This window comes from Pseudoalteromonas sp. 120-MNA-CIBAN-0494 (genome assembly GCF_040308885.1).
GTDB lineage: Bacteria > Pseudomonadota > Gammaproteobacteria > Enterobacterales > Alteromonadaceae > Pseudoalteromonas > Pseudoalteromonas nigrifaciens.
In genome coordinates this window covers 1-19,312 of the sequence record NZ_JBEOOE010000012.1, presented here as the reverse complement: position 1 = coordinate 19,312, position 19,312 = coordinate 1, and the positions used below count along the sequence as shown (strand labels likewise).

18 protein-coding genes, 1 tRNA gene and 1 pseudogene are annotated in these 19,312 nt (G+C 39.9%); 14 read left to right on the top strand and 6 right to left on the bottom strand.

Annotated features, from left to right (window positions below; genetic code table 11):
* Positions 1-246 precede the first annotated feature (246 nt).
* The 5 genes and pseudogenes from AAEY55_RS09530 to AAEY55_RS09510 all read left to right on the top strand — a co-directional run bounded on the left by AAEY55_RS09530 (position 247) and on the right by AAEY55_RS09510 (position 5,072).
* Positions 247-801 (top strand): elongation factor P hydroxylase, encoded by a 555-nt coding sequence (locus tag AAEY55_RS09530; RefSeq protein ID WP_350550996.1) that lies wholly within the window; start codon positions 247-249, stop codon positions 799-801.
* Complete coding sequence (locus AAEY55_RS09525) at positions 791-1,906, top strand: ATP-NAD kinase family protein (protein ID WP_350550993.1); 1,116 nt, start codon at positions 791-793, stop codon at positions 1,904-1,906. The genes AAEY55_RS09530 and AAEY55_RS09525 overlap by 11 nt, the downstream gene beginning before the upstream one ends.
* Before the next feature lie 30 nt (positions 1,907-1,936).
* Positions 1,937-2,212: a YfcL family protein gene (locus AAEY55_RS09520; protein ID WP_011327677.1), complete on the top strand. Its 276-nt coding sequence runs from the start codon at positions 1,937-1,939 to the stop codon at positions 2,210-2,212.
* 161 nt (positions 2,213-2,373) lie between these two features.
* A pseudogene (locus AAEY55_RS09515) lies at positions 2,374-3,929 on the top strand (AbgT family transporter).
* Between the two features lie 240 nt (positions 3,930-4,169).
* Positions 4,170-5,072 carry a hypothetical protein gene (locus AAEY55_RS09510; protein ID WP_350550990.1) on the top strand — a complete coding sequence of 301 codons (903 nt, stop codon included), beginning with the start codon at positions 4,170-4,172 and terminating at the stop codon, positions 5,070-5,072.
* A gap of 52 nt (positions 5,073-5,124) precedes the next feature.
* On the opposite strand, the gene AAEY55_RS09505 is transcribed toward AAEY55_RS09510, so the two are convergent.
* The 5 genes from AAEY55_RS09505 to AAEY55_RS09485 form a co-directional block, all read right to left on the bottom strand.
* Positions 5,125-5,496: a hypothetical protein gene (locus AAEY55_RS09505; RefSeq protein WP_350550987.1), complete on the bottom strand. Its 372-nt coding sequence runs from the start codon at positions 5,494-5,496 to the stop codon at positions 5,125-5,127.
* An 82-nt stretch (positions 5,497-5,578) separates the two neighbouring features.
* Positions 5,579-5,824 (bottom strand): hypothetical protein, encoded by a 246-nt coding sequence (locus tag AAEY55_RS09500; protein ID WP_350550984.1) that lies wholly within the window; start codon positions 5,822-5,824, stop codon positions 5,579-5,581.
* Entirely contained in the window at positions 5,782-6,162 is a 381-nt protein-coding gene (locus tag AAEY55_RS09495) for a hypothetical protein (RefSeq protein ID WP_350550981.1), read from the bottom strand. Before AAEY55_RS09495 ends, AAEY55_RS09500 begins: the two co-directional genes overlap by 43 nt.
* 221 nt (positions 6,163-6,383) lie before the next feature.
* Complete coding sequence (locus tag AAEY55_RS09490) at positions 6,384-8,234, bottom strand: DEAD/DEAH box helicase (protein ID WP_011327679.1); 1,851 nt, start codon at positions 8,232-8,234, stop codon at positions 6,384-6,386.
* Between the two features lie 160 nt (positions 8,235-8,394).
* Positions 8,395-8,658 (bottom strand): GrxA family glutaredoxin, encoded by a 264-nt coding sequence (locus AAEY55_RS09485; RefSeq protein WP_011327680.1) that lies wholly within the window; start codon positions 8,656-8,658, stop codon positions 8,395-8,397.
* 349 nt (positions 8,659-9,007) lie between these two features.
* Between AAEY55_RS09485 and AAEY55_RS09480 the strand changes: the two genes are divergently transcribed.
* Entirely contained in the window at positions 9,008-9,454 is a 447-nt protein-coding gene (locus AAEY55_RS09480; RefSeq protein ID WP_011327681.1) for an Hsp20 family protein, read from the top strand.
* Positions 9,455-9,744: 290 nt separating this feature from the next.
* On the top strand, positions 9,745-10,191 hold the full coding sequence (locus AAEY55_RS09475) for an Hsp20 family protein (protein WP_011327682.1): 447 nt from the start codon (positions 9,745-9,747) through the stop codon (positions 10,189-10,191).
* An 80-nt stretch (positions 10,192-10,271) separates the two neighbouring features.
* Here AAEY55_RS09475 and AAEY55_RS09470 read toward each other — a convergent pair whose 3' ends face one another.
* On the bottom strand, positions 10,272-11,825 hold the full coding sequence (locus AAEY55_RS09470; protein ID WP_350550978.1) for a cryptochrome/photolyase family protein: 1,554 nt from the start codon (positions 11,823-11,825) through the stop codon (positions 10,272-10,274).
* Positions 11,826-12,114: 289 nt separating this feature from the next.
* On the opposite strand from AAEY55_RS09470, the gene AAEY55_RS09465 reads away from it, so the two are divergent.
* The 7 genes from AAEY55_RS09465 (at position 12,115) to rpsO (ending at position 19,127) form a co-directional block, all read left to right on the top strand.
* Positions 12,115-12,191 (top strand) — tRNA-Met (locus tag AAEY55_RS09465).
* A 279-nt stretch (positions 12,192-12,470) separates the two neighbouring features.
* Positions 12,471-12,926 (top strand): ribosome maturation factor RimP, encoded by a 456-nt coding sequence (rimP, locus tag AAEY55_RS09460; protein WP_041454374.1) that lies wholly within the window; start codon positions 12,471-12,473, stop codon positions 12,924-12,926.
* A 38-nt stretch (positions 12,927-12,964) separates the two neighbouring features.
* Positions 12,965-14,464, top strand: coding sequence for a transcription termination factor NusA (gene nusA, locus AAEY55_RS09455; RefSeq protein WP_011327685.1), 1,500 nt, complete (start codon positions 12,965-12,967; stop codon positions 14,462-14,464).
* Positions 14,465-14,489: 25 nt separating this feature from the next.
* A complete protein-coding gene (infB, locus tag AAEY55_RS09450; RefSeq protein WP_011327686.1) occupies positions 14,490-17,150 on the top strand; it encodes a translation initiation factor IF-2 in 2,661 nt (886 codons plus the stop codon).
* 109 nt (positions 17,151-17,259) lie between these two features.
* Positions 17,260-17,760 carry a 30S ribosome-binding factor RbfA gene (rbfA, locus tag AAEY55_RS09445; protein WP_011327687.1) on the top strand — a complete coding sequence of 167 codons (501 nt, stop codon included), beginning with the start codon at positions 17,260-17,262 and terminating at the stop codon, positions 17,758-17,760.
* Positions 17,744-18,703 carry a tRNA pseudouridine(55) synthase TruB gene (gene truB, locus AAEY55_RS09440; protein WP_350550975.1) on the top strand — a complete coding sequence of 320 codons (960 nt, stop codon included), beginning with the start codon at positions 17,744-17,746 and terminating at the stop codon, positions 18,701-18,703. Before rbfA ends, truB begins: the two co-directional genes overlap by 17 nt.
* Before the next feature lie 154 nt (positions 18,704-18,857).
* On the top strand, positions 18,858-19,127 hold the full coding sequence (gene rpsO / locus AAEY55_RS09435; RefSeq protein ID WP_011327689.1) for a 30S ribosomal protein S15: 270 nt from the start codon (positions 18,858-18,860) through the stop codon (positions 19,125-19,127).
* Positions 19,128-19,312: the final 185 nt, after the last annotated feature.

The following is a 19,312-nucleotide window of genomic DNA, read 5'->3' as shown; positions in this document are numbered from 1 at the left end:
AGGGTTATTGCTCAAGCAGTAAATACGCCAAACAGTATAAATACCAGCTATTTGGCAGCACCTTGTATAGCTATTATTAGCTAACCCCACGGGCTTTATAAAACGCCGCTACACCTAAGTGTTAACTCGCTATCCAATTTTTTACATTCGCAGCGAAAGCCCGTACAATTCACCTCGTTTTTAGCGTGCACATTTTTAATATAATGGGCAGTAAGCCCTATATTCAGAGTAAGTAATTAAACTTTTATGCATAAAATTGCTGATTTAATTTCTATTTTTGCAGCCACTTTTTACCAAAGCTATAATACGCGGCTGGTTAAAGGCGAGCATGAACCTATTTATATTCCTAGCTGTGATAAAACGCCGTATCACCAAATTGTGTTTGCTCATGGTTTTTACGCCAGTGCCTTACACGAAATAGCACATTGGCTGGTGGCGGGCGATAAGCGCCGTTTACTTGAAGATTACGGCTATTGGTATTGCCCCGATGGCCGCGATAAGCAAAAACAAGCTGAATTTGAAAATGTAGAAGTAAAACCGCAAGCCATTGAGTGGCTATTGAGTACCGCCGCAGGTTTTGAATTTAATGTGTCGGTAGATAATTTAAATGGCGAGCAAACGTGTCGTGTTGATTTTCAGCAGCGAGTACACCAGCGAGTTTTAACACTTATTAATAACGGTTTTAACTCCCGTACCGTGGCATTGCTAAAAGCACTCAGCCATTTTTATAATACGCCATGGCCAATGAGTGCACAGCAATTTAATTGGCAACATCCTAAGGAGCTCACGGATGCAGTTTAAGTTAGGTTTAATTATAAACCCGCTAGCGGGTTTAGGTGGCGCTGTAGCGTTAAAAGGTAGCGATGGCGCAGCAACTGCAGCCAAAGCGCTAGCACTTGGCGCTCAGCCTAAAGCTAATAGTCGTACAAAAGCCGCACTTGAAGTATTACTGCCTTATAAAAACCAATTAACTATTTACACTGTAAATGGCGATATGGGCGAGCACTGCGCTAAAGCACTCGGCTTTAAGGTACAAGTAATATATAACAGCGATGCTATAACCACAGCCACCGACACAGAGCAGGCTGTAAAAGCACTTAAAGAGCTAGGTGTAGATTTAGTTTTATTTGCTGGAGGCGACGGCACAGCGCGTAATATTTGTCATGCTGTTGAGGACACAATACCCGTACTGGGTATTCCTGCTGGCTGTAAAATACATTCAGGGGTATATGCAATCACGCCAAAAGCAGCAGGGCGTGTAGTCGAAATGCTGGTAAAAGGCGATTTAGTTACCTTAGGTGACGCCGATGTAATGGACATTGACGAAGAGGCATTTAGACAAGGCACTGTTAAAGCAAAACGTTATGGCGAAATGCAAGTACCAAGTGAAGTGCGTTACATGCAAGCGGTTAAAAATGGTGGTAAAGAAACTGATGAGTTAGTGCTTGTAGATATTGCCGCCTATGTGGTGAGTGAAATGGATGAAGACACTTTTTACATTATGGGCAGTGGCTCAACCGTTGCTGCAGTGATGGAAGAAATGGGGCTAGAAAATACACTGTTAGGTGTCGATTTAGTTAAAGATCAAACACTCATAGCGCAAGACCTAACCGCAGCGCAATTACTTGAGCATACGCAAGGTCAAAAAACTAAATTAGTGATCACCTTAATTGGCGGCCAAGGACATATTTTTGGTCGTGGTAATCAACAGCTTAGCCCCGCGCTTATTCGCGCTATTGGCACTAATAACATTATAGTAATAGCTACAAAAACAAAATTGCAGGCTTTAAATGGCCGCCCACTTATTTGTGACACCGGCGATAGCAGTTTAGATTATGAACTAACCGGTTATATTAAAGTTACATGCGGATTTAACGACCACATTATGTATGCAGTAGGGTATTAATACCCATTGCAAAACCAGGAGACAGAATAAATGAGTTTAGTAAACTATATTGATGCAGCCCAACACTATTTTGATGATTTAGTGATTAAAGCCACCGATGATGAATTATTTGCAGGAGGCTATTTGCGAGGTCACTTTGACTTAGCAGTAGGGTATGCGCAAGTAGAAAAGCTAACTATTAGCACAGATGAACTTAACGAAACCGTAGAGCAAAGCTTAGTGAAGGCTTATCATAATGGTGAACTTAATGAAGATGACAAAACCCTTGTTGCTCGTTTGTGGGAAGAAGTAAAAGCATTGGCCTGAGTAAACCTAGGCTAAAACTAATTTAAACGCGATACGCTACTGGCTTATCGCGTTTTTCTTGTTTAAAAGTATTGATATGAGGGAGTTAGCCTCAGGTTAATTTACTGTTGTGTAAAGATAGGATATGGTTATTGAAAATATGATTTAGAGAGCTTTAAAGAATGAATAATAACCAAAGTGCAGTGCCAACTGGTTTAATTGCACGATTTTTAAATTTTGTTGAACGGGTAGGTAATAAGCTTCCTGATCCGGCCATTATATTTTTGTTTGCCATGTTACTAATTTGGTTTTTGTCGTGGTGGTTTTCAGGCGTAAGCTTTGATGCAATAGATCCACGTACCGGCGAAGCCATTATTATCAATAATATGCTAGCAAGTGATTCGCTCGCCACCTTTTTATCCTCTATGGTAAAAACCTTTACCGGCTTTGCACCCTTAGGCGTAGTGTTAGTGGCTATGTTAGGTGTGGGTGTTGCAGAGCATTCGGGCTTTATTAATACCGGCCTTAAGCTAATGCTTAAAGTGACGCCTAAAAAGTTATTAACACCTTCAATTATTTTAGTGGCCATTGTAAGCCATACCGCAACTGATGCAGGTTATGTATTAGTTATTCCACTAGCTGGGGTTATATTTTATGCTGCAGGACGCCATCCGCTTGCGGGTATAGCTGCTGCATTTGCGGGTGTGAGTGGTGGTTTTGGGGCTAACTTTATTCCATCGGGTATCGACCCATTACTACAAAGTTTTACCCAAAGTGCGGCGCAAATAATTAATCCTGCAATGACAATTAACCCGTTAAATAACTGGGCATTTGCTTCAGCATCTAGCTTATTTATAGTGGCACTAGGCTGGTATATTACCGATAAAATTATAGAACCACGTTTACAAAAAACCGCGGTAGATGGCACTAAAGAAGATTTACCCGTATTTGAAGATGCCCGCAGTGATGAAAAACGTGCCTTTATAATTGCCAGTTCAGTTATGGTTGCAGGCCTTGCGTTACTTGCTTATGTATCGGCAGATAGTAACTCGGCAATGCGCAGCAGCGATGGCTCGTTAACTAATTTTAGCTCGCCATTAATGCAATCTATCGTACCGTTAATCTTTTTATTGTTTTGGATACCCGGCGCTGTATACGGCTTTACCGTAGGCACCTTCAAAACCTCTAAAGACATGATAGATGCCATGAGTAAAGCGATGAGCGGATGGCATATTATATTGTAATGGCATTTTTCTGTTCGTTATTTATTGCCGCATTTAGTAAATCAAACTTAGGTGCATTACTAGCAATCGAAGGCGCGCAGTTATTAAAAGCAATGCAGCTGCCAAGTGCAGTAACGGTTGTGGGAATTATCTTTTTAACCGGCTTTGTTAACTTATTTGTAGGTTCAAGTTCAGCAAAGTGGGCATTACTTGGCCCCATATTTGTACCTATGTTAATGCAACTTGGTATTTCGCCAGACTTAACTCAAGCGGCTTATCGTGTTGGTGACTCAAGTTCCAATATTATTACACCGTTAATGCCCTATTTCCCATTAGTGGTGGTGTACTGTCAAAAGTATGTGAAAGGCACAGGTATAGGTACCTTAATTGCTATTATGCTACCGTACTCAATCGCCTTTATGATTGGCTGGAGTATCTTTTTATTAGGTTACTGGGCACTTGGTATCCCACTCGGGCTTGATGCCAGCTACGTTTACCCAGCGCTAGCGCCTTAACGTAAAAAAAATAGGTAATATAGTAAAAGCCTCATCATGAAATTGGTGGGGCTTTTATTTTAGTTTTAAATTTTATGAGAAACTAAATAAACTCATTTTTTTTACTTTTGCTTACATCCTGTGTTCATTCCTTTGTATCCTTCGATGTTTTTTTGAACTATCATTGACATTGGTTACAACAATTAACAATTAACAATTAAGGATTAAGGATTAAGGATTAAGGATTAAGGATTAAGGATTATGATTAAAAAACTACTTTTACTTATTGGTGTTTATTTTTTATTTACATCTACCTCAACATTAGCAAACTCTTGTCTAGATAGCTTGCAAAGTTCAAATCGGACTTGCCAACAGAATAACTCTTATGATGTATTAGTTATGTATTTTAAAGGTGCAGATAACAAAGAACATAAAGTACATGCGAAGCGGGTGCGTCAAAAATCAACAGGGGCTTTAATGCATGTTGACTATGATTTTGTGTCAAGTTGCACGAATGATTGCAGCTCATTAGATGCAAAAACAAATGATATTCTTTGGGCATTCCGTAATGCTTACATGGAAAACAAACTCTATCAAAAAGTGATTTATAAATGCGATCCAACAGTCGAAGTTTGTTGTGATGAGACTGGCTGTACTGAAATATACGATGTAGATAAGCCATTGGATGAGAGTCGCTCTTCACTCGAAGAAATTTATAATGATCATCAATTTATTCAGAAAAGAGATAGTAAAAATAAAGATGGAGATTTGATTGATAAGTATATTGGCCGAGCTGATGGCGTTACCAATATAATCGACAAAGTAATGCGCAACAGTTCTAATGGGCAACAAGTTAAGCAAGATATGGAAGCAGCAACTGCACAGCCATTGCAGTTTCAAATTATCAATACAGTCAGTGGCGCAACCAAAGTCTGTGCAGTGAGCGGTGCATATTGTAACGAAATTGCAGGTTCAGCAACCGCAAGTAATAACATGGCAAATTTTAACTTATCTCACGATAAAGGTGGTGCCTTTAATGAGAATTTAAGGCGATTTTTAGATGGTGTGTATCGAGTTGGTAATGAAATGACTTGCAGCCAATCAACGTCATGTAGCTCAGATGGTAAAAACTGCACAATCAATATGACTTGCAGAAAGTATTAGTAATATTTGCTTCTGTATAAAAATACAGAAGCTTTTAATTTTTAAATCAGCTTCATTTCTCATAGCTAATTATAATTTTTTCTGTAGTTGTGGATATTACGCCACCATTTTTATCGAGCATATTTGTTATACGTATGTCTGGCAGACCGTCCCCGGTAATATCTTTAATGATTATTTCTTTTTGATCACTGAAACTGGTAAAAGTAGAGGAAATAAGATTATCTTTCCTATTGATCACATAAGGAGAGGGGGTAACGCTTGTCTCTTGTATTTCATAGCTGGTATCAGTAAAAGCTAAACTGATTTTAAAGTTATCCGTCCAGACTGTAGAACTTAAGTTATCATTTATGGCTAATATTACCGGAGGATTAGCCTTAACAGCTAAAGTAAATATAATAAGTAGTAGTGCTGTAAAGAGTCTCATGGTTGTTCCTTAACAGACCGTTGTGCGTGTACTGAACAGTAAAAGATCACCAAAGTTACTTTGATGATCTTAGATTTTATATTTATAGGCTGATAGTTGAATTATTATTTGAAGTAGGCAGGTTCTGCTGGTTTTGATCTTGTGCGCCAACATCTGTCGATGGGCTTGTTGATGAAGCAATATTATATGTAGCACCAGAAGAGCTTTGGATCTGTAGTACCAGAATATACGCTGTAGCACTTACTTCAAAGCCTGGGATCAAACCAGTGACCATAAGATCAACATCTACAGAGCCGTTAACTTTTTGCTGTTGACTAAGTTCTTGCATTGCTTCTTTGATTTCTTGTTTGTGCGTTTCGGCATTGGCACCGAGACCAAGCTAGCCCCAAAAGCCACTAACACCCCGGAGATACTGTATTCAGACACCATTTTTTGATAGGTGCGAGAGCTTTCTAGATTTACAATCGAAAAATCAAACGAGCCAGACATTTTTGCCCAAGCACCTGCACCGGATACCGTTACCCCGACACCTGAAATAGTCCCTTTCTTTTCCGAGATCTGCCAAGTTTCCGCTTCAGTTGATGCAAGCGCGGTTGTATTCGCAGGAGTCGTATTCGCGACTAAGATTGTTTTTGGATTCGGAAGTATAGTAAGTGTATTTGACATGATAAATCTCCATTTTAAGTTTGCTGAGTATTAACTTGAATAAAGATGTATTCCTTATTCCACAAACTTTATAGCTGAGAAAATCATCATTAAACATTACATACTATTACAAGTAATAAAGTGAGTTTTGCCTATGGTTGAGATTTACTGCTGTAACGCTGCGCTAAAAATAAAAAACCTTGCTCACTTACGTGGCAAGGTTTTTATTAAAGAGTCGTTGCTTATTTCGGCGTTGTAAAGCTTACTGGGCGACGTTCTTTACGAGGACCGCTGCGCTTATCACCGCGTGCGCTGTCATCTTTATTAAAGCTGCGTTTTTCGCCGCCAGCTGGACGCTCAGAGCGTTCGCCACGTGGCTCAGCAGGACCTTGATCAGCAGTGATTGTTAAGCCCATAGGACGTTTACAAATAAACACTTTTTGGAAATGATCAAGTACATCTTTAGGCATGTTTTTCGGTAATTGAACCGTGCTGTGATTATCGTGTAGACGAATATCACCAATAAACTTGCTTGAAATGTCAGCTTCGTTAGCAATAGCGCCAACAATGTTCTTAACCTGAACACCATGTTCACGACCTACTTCGATACGGTATGTATCCATAGGACCTGCATCACGGCTGTTACGCTCACGAGGTTTACGTTCAGCGCGCTCGCCACCACGTTCACCGCCACGTTCGTTACGACGACCACGATCACCACGGTCATTGCTACGTGGGTTACGATCATTGCGCTCGTTACGTTCGCGAGGTTGAATCTTTACTTCTTCAACCTTAATTGGTGATTGTTGCTGTGCTAAACACAGTAACGCACCAGCAAGGTCTTCAGCAGAAAGTTCAAGCTTTTGAGCCATGTTTGCTGCTACTTCATTAAAGAAAGTAATATCTTTGTTTTCAAGAGCAAGTGTTAACTTGGCTTGTAACGCTTCGATACGTTTTTCTTCAACAATTTTAGCTGTTGGTAATTCAACTTGTGCAATATCTGAATTCGTATGACGAATGATATTTTTAAGTAAATAACGTTCGTTATGTTTTACGAATAAAATTGCTTTACCAGTACGACCAGCACGACCTGTACGGCCGATACGGTGAACGTAGGCTTCAGAATCTTGTGGAATATCGTAGTTGATAACTAAACTTAAACGGTCAACATCTAGACCACGTGCCGCTACGTCTGTTGCAATAACAACATTTAGCATGCCGCTTTTTAAGCGCTCTACTGTGCGTTCACGTGCTTGCTGGTTCATGTCACCGTTAAGTGGAGCGGCAGAGAAACCTTCGCGCTCTAATAATTCAGCAAGTTGTACTGTATCGTTACGCGTACGTACGAAAACAATAGCACCTTCATATTGCTCAGCTTCTAAAAAGCGAACAATGGCTTTATTCTTATGAATGCTTGCATTCCAAAACACTTGCTCTACTGATGATACAGTTGAGTTACGCGCAGAGATATGAACTTGTTCAGGATTGTTCATATACTTGCTGCTGATGTTTTGAATTTGCTTAGGCATGGTCGCAGAGAAAAGACATGTTTGCTTTTCGCGCGGTGTTTTTTCCATGATGCTTTCTACATCATCGATAAAGCCCATACGTAACATTTCATCGGCTTCATCAAGTACAAGTGCTTGTAAAGCATCAAACTTGATAGTGCCACGGTTAATATGATCGATTAAGCGACCTGGAGTAGCTACGATAACTTGCGCGCCACGACGAAGTGCACTTAGTTGGATACTGTAGCTTTGGCCACCATAAAGTGCCAATACTTCAATACCACGAACATGTTTAGCATATTGTTCAAATGCCTCAGCAACTTGGATCGCAAGCTCACGGGTTGGTGTGAGTACAAGGATCTGTGGCTGTTTCACAGACGGGTCAATATTATTTAATAGTGGTAGTGCAAATGCTGCGGTTTTACCTGTACCCGTTTGAGCTAGTCCCAGTACGTCCTTTCTTTCTAGCAATAACGGTATACATTGAGCTTGGATTTCAGATGGTGTCTTGTAACCCAACTCTTCAACTGCCTTCAAAATTGCAGGAGAAAGATTTAGAGATTCAAACGTGACTGGTTCTGACATTAATACGCCTCAACGAATTTAAAGAGGCGCGCATTATAAAGGATAAATGCGGTAAATGCTTGTAGAAATTACAACTAATTTATAGGTGATTGATGTTGGTCGAAATTTAACCAGTTAAGTAACTAGATTACTTAACTGGTTAACATATTTGATACAGAACTTATTGATAAAGTCCAAGATTCTCTTTGGCGTAGGCCTCAAACTCTGTAAAACCACCAATGTGTTTTTGGTCTACAAAGATTTGCGGCACTGTTGGGCAAGGTTTGCCGGCAGACTTTTCAAGATCTTCTTTACTTATGCCTTCTTTAATAATGTCGATATAGCGAAATTTAAAATCATCACGTTCATTTGATAGTTGTTCTGCTACGTCTTTAGCACGAACACAAAATGGGCAGCCTTCACGACCAAAAATTACAGTTAACATAGTGAACTCCTCAATTAAATTGCTACTAGTGTAACCAATTGAGTTAAATATTAAAGAGCAAACAAGCGATTAAGCTGTTCGCTTTTATTGATATGCCTTAGGGATCAGCGTTTTTAAATAATCGCTACTGTTATTGGGCGCTTAATGTGGTGTTAAAAGTAAAATAAATAATTTTTTGAAAAATCATCTTGAAAACACTTTTGCAGTCCATATATAGATAAGTAGAGGACGCCTGATGGGTCCTTGTTAAACAGAAGTAATTGAAATTTATATTATTAATTAAACTTCATTTGTGTTTGTTCATTAGAAAAGCACAACTGAAATATCGCTTAAATATGAGGATATTATTATGCGTACAGTAGATTTATCACCCCTTTATCGTTCATTCATCGGTTTCGATCATTTAGCGTCTTTAATGGATGCGGCAGCAAGTTCAGATAAGCAGCCAAGCTTTCCTCCTTACAATATCGAAGCGCTCGATAAAGACAAATACCGAATTACTATGGCAGTTGCTGGTTTTAGCAATAGCGAACTGACAATCGAGTCAGAAAATAACACCCTAAAAGTTAGCGGGGTTAAACAAAGTAAAGACGATAGTAAAGAGCGTAAATTTATTCACCAAGGCATTGCAGATCGCAACTTTGAGCGTAAGTTTCAGTTAGGAGATCATGTAAGAGTTATCGCTGCTGATTTAGCCCATGGTTTACTCAGCATAGATTTACAACGTGAAATACCTGAAGCGTTAAAACCGCGCAAAATAGCAATAGGTGGCAATGATTTGCTCGAAGATAAGTAATTCACTTTAAATATTTTCCACTGTTTTAGCCGCCTCGCTTGAGGCGGTATTTTTACCATTGTAATTTATGTTTAACGACCTTGTTGTGTATTTTAAAAGAGTAAATTTGAAAAATTATTTGTTATTTGCTTGAAAACAATTTTAACGTCCATATATAGATAAGTAGAGGACGCCTGATGGGTCCTTGTTAAACAGAAGTAATTGAAATTTATATTATTAATTAAACTTCATTTGTGTTTGTTCATTAGAAAAGCACAACTGAAATATCGCTTAAATATGAGGATATTATTATGCGTACAGTAGATTTATCACCCCTTTATCGTTCATTCATCGGTTTCGATCATTTAGCGTCTTTAATGGATGCGGCAGCAAGTTCAGATAAGCAGCCAAGCTTTCCTCCTTACAATATCGAAGCGCTCGATAAAGACAAATACCGAATTACTATGGCAGTTGCTGGTTTTAGCGAAAGCGAGCTGAGCATAGAATCAGAAAACAACACACTAGTTGTTGCAGGTATTAAAACGGGTAAAGAGCAAGCGAGTGAGCGTAAATTTATTCATCAAGGTATTGCAGAGCGCAACTTTGAGCGTAAATTTCAGCTAGGGGATCACGTAAAAGTACTTGGTGCCGATTTAGCAAATGGCTTATTGAGCATTAACCTTGAACGCGAAATACCAGAAGCACTTAAACCACGCAAAATTGAAATAGGCAGTGGTAGCCTTATAGAAGGCAAGTAATTTAAATAAGCTTAGTTTTTGATTATCCCCGTAAAGCCGCTTTTTAGCGGCTTTTTGCTGTTCTGATAAAAAGTTAAAAGTTACAGGCTTTCCAGATTGTTCAAATAGTAAGTTGCTTGCTGTAATGTACTTTGCTGTAACGTATTCTCTTGTTTATCCCAGTTTTTATACACCATGCCAATGCGTGGTTTTTTTTCTAATTTTGCTCTGTGCGTGTGCATAAAATGCCAGTAAAGGCTATTAAACGGGCAGGCGTCATCACCCACTTTTTGTTTTACTTTATAGTGGCAGTTTTTGCAGTAGTCGCTCATTTTATTAATATAGTTACCGCTTGCCGCATAAGGTTTGGTTGCAATAATTCCGTCATCGGCAAATTGGCTCATACCCCGAGTATTGGGCATTTCTACCCATTCAATAGCATCTATATAAACGCCCAAATACCAAGCATCAACCTCATCTGGGTTTATAGCTGTTAATAAACAAAAATTACCAATAACCATAAGACGCTGAATATGATGGGCGTATGCAGTAGTTAAGCTTTCACAGAGCGCATGGTGCATGCAGTTCATTTTAGTTTTAGCATGCCAAAAATACGGCGGTAACTTATTTTTGGCTTTAAGCTGATTTTTAGTTGCGTAATCTGGCATGTTAATCCAGTAAATTGCGCGTACGTACTCTCTCCAGCCCAGTATTTGCCTAACAAACCCCTCTACTTGTGCAATAGAAATATCATTAGGGCGTTGTTCGTACTGGGCTATTACACGCTTTATCACATACAGTGGGTGTATTAACTTTGCATTTAAAGCAAACGATAAGCGGCTATGGTACAGGCTATTGTTATGTTTACTTTGCTCTGTCATTGCATCTTGAAACTGGCCAAAGTGAGGCAGTAAATACCAACAAAAATAATCTAAGCAGCTAATGGCTTGTTTTCGGGTTGTGGGCCAGGGGAGTTGTTCTGCGGCTTTACCAAAGTAGCTAACATTATGTTTATTTAAACGCGCAATTATAGCGCTTACATCGTTATTAAATAATTTAGGTGGCGGGATTTGTGCTAAGTCGGCGGTTGAAAATTTATTTCTGTTATTACTATCAAAGTTCCACTTTCCACCGTGTGGTTTGTTGCTATCCATTAATATATTAAATTGTTTGCGCATTGCGCGATAAAAATGCTCCATTGTTATGTGTTTATCTTTTATAAAGCGGTGTTTTATTTCCTCAAAGGGCAGTAAAAAATGCTCGCTGTCAACACCGCAAACCGTTAATGGGCTGGTGTTTGCAAAGTGGGCTAACTGGGTTTTTAATCTATATTCGTCTGGGTATTGGTACTCAATAGTATTGCATTGATGTTGCGCTGCTATACGGGTAAGCAATGCGGGTAAATCTTCATCATTACAGGTTTCGTTTAATGTTAAATGCAGTACATTAAATCCGGCTTGGTTTAATGCTGTTGCAAAGTTTTCCATAGCGCAAAAAAATGCACAGATTTTTTGAATATGGTGCTTAACATAGCTGGTTTCTTGTTTTAGCTCTGCAATAACATACAAGGTATTGGTTTTTTTATCTTTATACCATGAGTGAGCAGGGTTGAGCTGATCGCCCAAAATGAGTCTAAGAGTATTAAAGTGTGTCATGCCTAAGCCAAATAAATTTAATACGCAAAATTATTACATCAAGATCGCTTACTTTATAAAAATATAGATTTAAAAATTCCTAAATTAAGATAATAAGTGCAAAAATTAACAAAATTAAATAATTGCGCGTTAAATTATAAACATGCTATTTGGCGTCACTTTTTTATAAACTTATTGCTTATTATGGTTGCTAATTATGGCGTACATACTTATAATACCCGCCATTGTTTAGTATGTTGAAAGATATTACTAACAGCGATATTAAATTATTAAGTTTAGTATCTATTGGCGCGGGATGGAGCAGTCTGGTAGCTCGTCGGGCTCATAACCCGAAGGTCGTCGGTTCAAATCCGGCTCCCGCAACCAATCATAATAGTGGGTTTAATCTTACTAATTTATATCGCGCATTCTAAGTAATGCGCGTTTTGCGTTTAAGCTACTGTAGTTTAATTTAGTCAGATTTTTGACTCGCAACCAAGCTTGGCCCTAGGCCACACAGTTTTGTGCTTTTTGGTGTGACGCCCCGCTTGGTTCGGGGCGTTGTTGTATCTGCACTGTTTGATTTGTGACATGGTGATCAAATCAAAATTTAAACTCAATATTTTAGGGCTATAAGCCCTTTTTTTGTTTGTATGGAGGATTTTCGTGACAAAACTTGAACAAGATTTAGTAGCTATGTTAACGCCAGCGGTAGAAATGTTAGGTTTTGAATTACATGGTCTTGAGTTTGTACAAGCGGGTCGCCATTCTACCTTAAGAGTTTATATTACTCATGAGGCTGGGATCTCAGTTGATAATTGTGCTGATGCGAGTCGCCAAATAAGTGCGATTTTAGACGTCGAAGACCCAATTACAAATGAATATGATTTGGAAGTATCGTCTCCTGGTGTTGATCGTCTATTATTCAAACAAGATCACTACGAGCAGGCGCAAGGAGAGGAAGTACAATTACGTACTAAACTTCCACAAGACGGTCGTCGTAATTTTAAAGGCGATTTAATAGCAGTTACTAGCGATATGATTACACTATCTAGTGATGGTACAGAGCATTTAATTATGCTTAGCAACATTGAGCGTGCGAACATAATTGCAAAGTTTTAATTCGAGCGCAAAGGAATAGGGCAAGCGAGGCATAACCCATGGCAAAAGAGATATTATTGGTTGCTGAAGCCGTCTCCAATGAGAAAGCGGTTCCAAAAGAAAAGATTTTTGAAGCTTTAGAGTTCGCTCTAGCAACAGCAACAAAGAAAAAGCACGGTGGTGACATCGACGTACGTGTAGCAATTGACCGTAAAACAGGTGACTACGATACTTACCGTCGCTGGCAGATTGCTGCAGTATTAGAAGATGGGTCTTTAGAGAACCCATACAGCGAAATTACCCTAGAAGCAGCGCAAGTTGAAGAACCTGACTTGCAAATGGGTGACTTCGTTGAAGAGCAAATTGACTCAATTAAATTTGACCGTATTACAACCCAAATGGCTAAGCAAGTTATCGTACAAAAAGTACGTGAAGCTGAGCGTGCTTTAGTTGTAGAAGAATACAAAAGTAAAGAAGGTGAGTTAGTAACGGGTGTAGTTAAAAAAGCCACTCGTGACGCGATCGTTCTTGATTTAGGTAATAATGCTGAAGCGGTAATTTACCGTGACGACATGCTACCGCGTGAAAACTTCCGCCCAGGCGATCGTATTCGTGGTCTTCTATACGAAGTTAAGCCAGAAGCACGTGGCGCACAATTATTTGTAACGCGTTCTAAACCAGAAATGCTAATGGAATTGTTCCGCATTGAAGTGCCAGAAATCGGCGAAGAAATGATTGAATTACGTGCCGCTGCACGTGATCCAGGTTCGCGTGCTAAAATTGCGGTTAAGTCTAACGACAAACGTATTGACCCAATTGGTGCTTGTGTAGGTATGCGTGGCGCACGTGTTCAAGCTGTATCGTCAGAACTTGGCGGTGAGCGTGTTGATATCGTACTTTACGATGACAACCCAGCACAATTTGTTATTAACGCAATGGCACCTGCAGAAGTAGCTTCAATCGTAATGGATGAAGATACACACTCAATGGATATCGCTGTAGAAGCTGATAACCTAGCACAAGCAATTGGTCGTAATGGTCAAAACGTTCGTTTAGCTAGCCAATTAACTGGCTGGGAACTAAACGTAATGACTGTTGAAGACATGCGTAGCAAAAACGAAGCTGAGTCAGATAAGTTACTTAACTTATTTACTGAAAATTTAGAAATTGATGATGAATTTGCTTCATTATTAATTAACGAAGGTTTCTCATCACTTGAAGAAGTTGCGTATGTACCGGCATCTGAATTTTTAGAAATTGATGGCTTAGATGAAGAAACGGTTGATCTATTGCGCTCACGTGCAAAAGACGCATTAACCACTAAAGCACTTAAAACGGAAGAAAGCTTAGATGGCGCAGAGCCAGCTGAAGACTTACTTGCGCTTGAAGGCTTAGAACGTCATTTAGCATTTGTTATGGCAAGCAAAGGTGTAATTACACTTGAAGACTTAGCTGAGCAAGGTATTGATGAATTAGTGGATATTACAGAACTATCACCTGAAAAAGCAGGTGAGCTGATTATGGCTGCACGTAACATTTGTTGGTTTGCAGACGAGTAATTTATTAACGGAGGTATTAGAGACTATGGCAGAAGTAAATGTTGAAAAACTAGCCGGTGATATAGGTACAACTGTTGATAAATTGCTACAGCAGTTTTCACAAGCCGGTATTACCAAGCAAGCAGGCGAAAGCGTAACCGAAGCTGAAAAAGCGACGTTACTTGATCACTTAAGCAAGCAGCATGGCGGCACAGGTTCAGATGGCCCAGCGCGTATGACATTGCAACGTAAGAGCAAAAGCACATTAAGTGTGACTGGCTCAACGGGCAAAGCAAAGTCTGTTCAAGTTGAAGTTCGCAAAACACGTACCTACGTGAAGAAAAGCGCAATGGAGCAAGAGCAAGAAGAGCTACGCCTAGCCGCTGAAGAAAAACTGCGCCTTGAAGAGCAGCAAAAAGCTGCACAAGAAGCCGCAGAATTGAAAGCGAAACAAGAGGCAGAACGTAAAGCGAAAGAAGACGCTGATCGTAAAGCTAAAGAAGAAGCTAAACGCAAAGCTGATGCAGAGCGTAAAGCGAAACAAAAGCAGATGACCCCAGAGCAAAGTGCTAAGTCTGAGAAAGATCGCATCGAAGCTGAGCGTCTGCAAAAAGAAGCAGAAGAGGCCGCATTGAAGAAAGCTGAAGAAGAAGCGAAACGTCAAGCAGAAGAAGCAAGAAAGCTAGCTGAAGAGAACTCAGCACGCTGGAAGAAAGAGGAAGAAGAGCGTAAAAAGCGTGAAGAAACATCTGATCACCACCTTACAACTTCTACTTACGCACGTGAAGCAGAAGATGTTGCTGATGCTCGTGATGAGCAAGGCACACGCCGTGCGAAGAAAAAGAAAAAAGCGCCAGCAAAAGATAAATTTGCAGCGTCTAAAGGCCGTAATAAAGGCAAGTTAAAAGCACCTACATCGCTACAGCATGGTTTTACAAAACCAACTGCTGATGTTAAAAATGAAGTGCGTATTAGCGAAACAATTACAGTTGCAGAGCTTGCGTCACGCATGGCTGTTAAAGGCGCTGAAGTTGTAAAAACAATGATGAAAATGGGCGACATGGTTACTATTAACCAAGTGATTGACCAAGAAGCTGCACAACTTGTTGCAGAAGAAATGGGCCACAAAGTTATCATTGTTAAAGAAAACGAATTAGAGCAAAAAGTACTAAACGATCGTCATGAAGATGGTAAGTCTGAGCCACGTGCACCAGTTGTAACTGTTATGGGTCACGTTGACCATGGTAAAACATCTACACTTGATTACATTCGTTCAGCTAAAGTAGCCTCAGGCGAAGCCGGTGGTATTACACAGCACATTGGTGCATACCATGTTGATGTTAATGGCAATATGATCACTTTCTTAGATACTCCGGGTCACGCCGCATTTACTTCAATGCGTGCTCGCGGTGCTCAAGCGACTGATATCGTAATCTTAGTGGTTGCAGCTGATGATGGTGTTATGCCACAAACTAAAGAAGCGGTACAGCATGCACGTGCTGCTGGCGTTCCTTTAATCATTGCTGTAAACAAAATGGATAAAGAAGGCGTAGACCCAGATCGCGTTAAGAACGAGCTAGCTCAGCTTGACGTTATTCCTGAAGAATGGGGCGGCGATACGCAGTACGTTCATATCTCTGCAAAAACAGGTTTAGGTATTGATGAGCTTTTAGAAGCGGTATTAAACCAATCTGAACTACTAGAACTTACGGCTCCAACTGTTGGTATGGCTGCAGGTGTTGTTATTGAATCACGCTTAGATAAAGGCCGTGGTCCAGTTGCATCGATACTTGTTCAATCGGGTACGCTTAACCAAGGTGACATTGTATTATGTGGTCTTGAGTATGGTCGTATTCGTGCAATGCGCGATGAAAACGGAAAAGACATTAAGTCTGCGGGTCCTTCTATTCCTGTAGAAATTTTAGGTCTTTCTGGTATTCCGGCTGCAGGCGACGAAGCAACTGTAGTTAAAGATGAGCGTAAAGCGCGTGAAGTTGCTTTATATCGTCAAGGTAAATTCCGTGATGTTAAACTAGCGCGTCAACAAAAAGCTAAGCTTGAAAACATGTTTAGTCATATGACTGAAGGCGATGTGTCTGAAGTTAACGTGGTACTTAAAGCTGACGTTCAAGGTTCAATCGAAGCAATTTCTGATTCACTAACTAAACTCTCTACTGATGAAGTGAAAGTGAAGATAGTAGGTTCAGGTGTTGGTGGTATTACCGAAACTGATGCAACACTTGCAGCAGCGTCTAACGCTATTGTGGTTGGCTTTAACGTTCGTGCTGATGCTTCTGCTCGTAAAGTAATTGAGTCTGAAAACTTAGACTTGCGTTACTACAGCGTAATCTACAGCTTGATTGACGAAGTTAAACAAGCAATGTCGGGTATGTTGGCACCAGAATTTAAGCAAGAGATTATTGGTCTTGCTCAGGTTCGTGACGTGTTTAAGTCTCCAAAAATTGGCGCAATTGCTGGTTGTATGGTTACTGAAGGTGTTATTAAACGTAGCGCTCCAATTCGTGTACTTCGTGATAACGTGGTTATCTACGAAGGTGAACTTGAGTCACTTCGTCGCTTTAAAGACGATGTTGCTGATGTTCGTAACGGCATGGAATGTGGTATCGGCGTTAAGAACTACAATGACGTTCGTGTTGGCGACCAAATTGAAGTATTTGAAACAGTTGAAATACAACGTACTCTTTAATTGTTAGCTAGCTAGACTAATAAATGGGGGCTTAGCCCCCATTTGTGTATCCATTATTTAATTAACTTATTATTATATTCCAATAGGTTATGATTTTAGGACAAATGCAATGAGAGAATTTTCTCGTACAGATCGTGTTGCTCAGCAAATTCAAAAAGAAATTGCGGTAATTTTACAACGCGAAATAAAAGATCCACGCTTAGGTATGGTGACAGTGTCAGCGGTAGAAGTATCGCGCGATTTATCTTATGCGAAAATATTCATTACGGTATTTAATACGCAAGATGATAATGCAGCGAAGCAAAGTGCAAACGTACTTAACGAAGCGACCGGTTATATCCGCTCGTTACTAGGTAAGCGTATTCGTGCACGTATTATGCCTGAGTTAAAGTTTTTAGTTGATAACTCACTAATGGAAGGTATGCGTATATCTAACTTAGTTGATTCCATTATTCGCGAAGACAACGCTAAACATGTTGCAGATGAAACAGATGTTGAAGACAGCACTGATCATGAAGATGACGTAACTAACAGCGAAGATGAGACTAAGCACGTAGATATTGATACAGATAGCGAAGAAGGCACTAATACAGATGGCAAAGCGCAGTAAAGGCCGTCCAGTTGACGGTATTTTGTTGTTAAACAAACCAATTGGCATTTCATCAAATAAAGCACTACAGCAAACAAAAGGTGTGTACTTTGCACAAAAGGCGGGGCACACAGGTGCGCTAGATCCATTGGCAACCGGTATGCTGCCTATTTGCTTTGGTGAGGCAACCAAGTTTACACAGTTTTTACTCGATACAGACAAAACCTATGTGGTACGCGCTAAATTAGGCGAGAGAACAACGACATCAGATTCTGATGGTGAAATTGTTAGCACTAAAGATGTAAATGTAACGCGTGAACAACTGATTAAAGAAATTGCCGCTTTTGTTGGTGAGTCAGATCAGTACCCGTCAATGTACTCGGCGCTTAAGTATCAAGGTAGGCCTTTATATAAGTATGCACGCGAGGGTATTGAAGTACCACGTAAATGCAGAAAAATAAACGTGTTTAGCTTAACGTTTGACGAATTTGATGAAGTGAATAACGTAATACAAATGACGGCGCATGTATCTAAAGGCACCTACATTCGTACTATTGTTGACGACTTAGGTGAAAAGCTAGGTTGTGGCGCACACGTTGTTATGCTGCACCGCACTGCGGTTGGTCAATATCCTGCAGAAAAAATGGTGTCGCTAGATGAAATTGAAGCGTTATTAGCAAAAGCTAAAGACGAAGAAGTTGCACCTTCTACTTATTTAGACGCGTTGTTATTGCCACTCGATACAGCTTTAGTTGATTTACCGGTTGTTGAGATAAGTAAAGAGCAGGGCAGTATTTTTAGTCACGGCCAAGCAATAGACCTTGATATAGATTTGCCTGAAGGCGTAATTAAGGTTGTAGCTGACGGTATTTTTATTGGTACAGGCGAGCGTAATGCCAGCGGCCATTTAAAAGTTAAACGTGGCTTGGCCAGCCAACAAGATGATTATGTAAAACCCGAATAAATAGTTGCTTTAAATATTTTCAGCAGCTTATTTATATTGATGGGATAATTAACTTGTAGTTATTTGTACAATTGGTAGAATACGCCCGCTTAATCGTTTTGGCTGAATTAGTGATCGGCTAAAGCACCTTTTAAATTTAATTTTTGGAGTTATTATGTCACTAAGCAATCAAGAAAAAATCGATATCATTGCTAAATTCGCACGTGCTGAAGGCGACACTGGTTCACCTGAAGTACAAGTAGCATTACTTACTTTTGATATCAACAAGCTTCAAGGTCACTTTGCTGATCACAAGCATGACTTCCATTCACGTCGTGGTCTGCTTCGCAAAGTTAGCCAACGTCGTAAATTGCTTGATTACCTTAAAGGTAAAGACATCACGCGTTATACTGCGTTAATCAAAGAACTTGGCCTACGTCGCTAAGCACTTGATTATCAAAAAAGGAGCTTTTTAGCTCCTTTTTTTGTGCCTAAAATTCAGCACGACGTTTTATAAACGTGAGCGTCTAGCGAACTACACCTATGTTTTAAAATTCGTGAGCGTCTAGCGAACTACACCTATGTTTTAAAATTCCAGGGTAACAAGCTGTCGATATCGGGCTCAGGCTG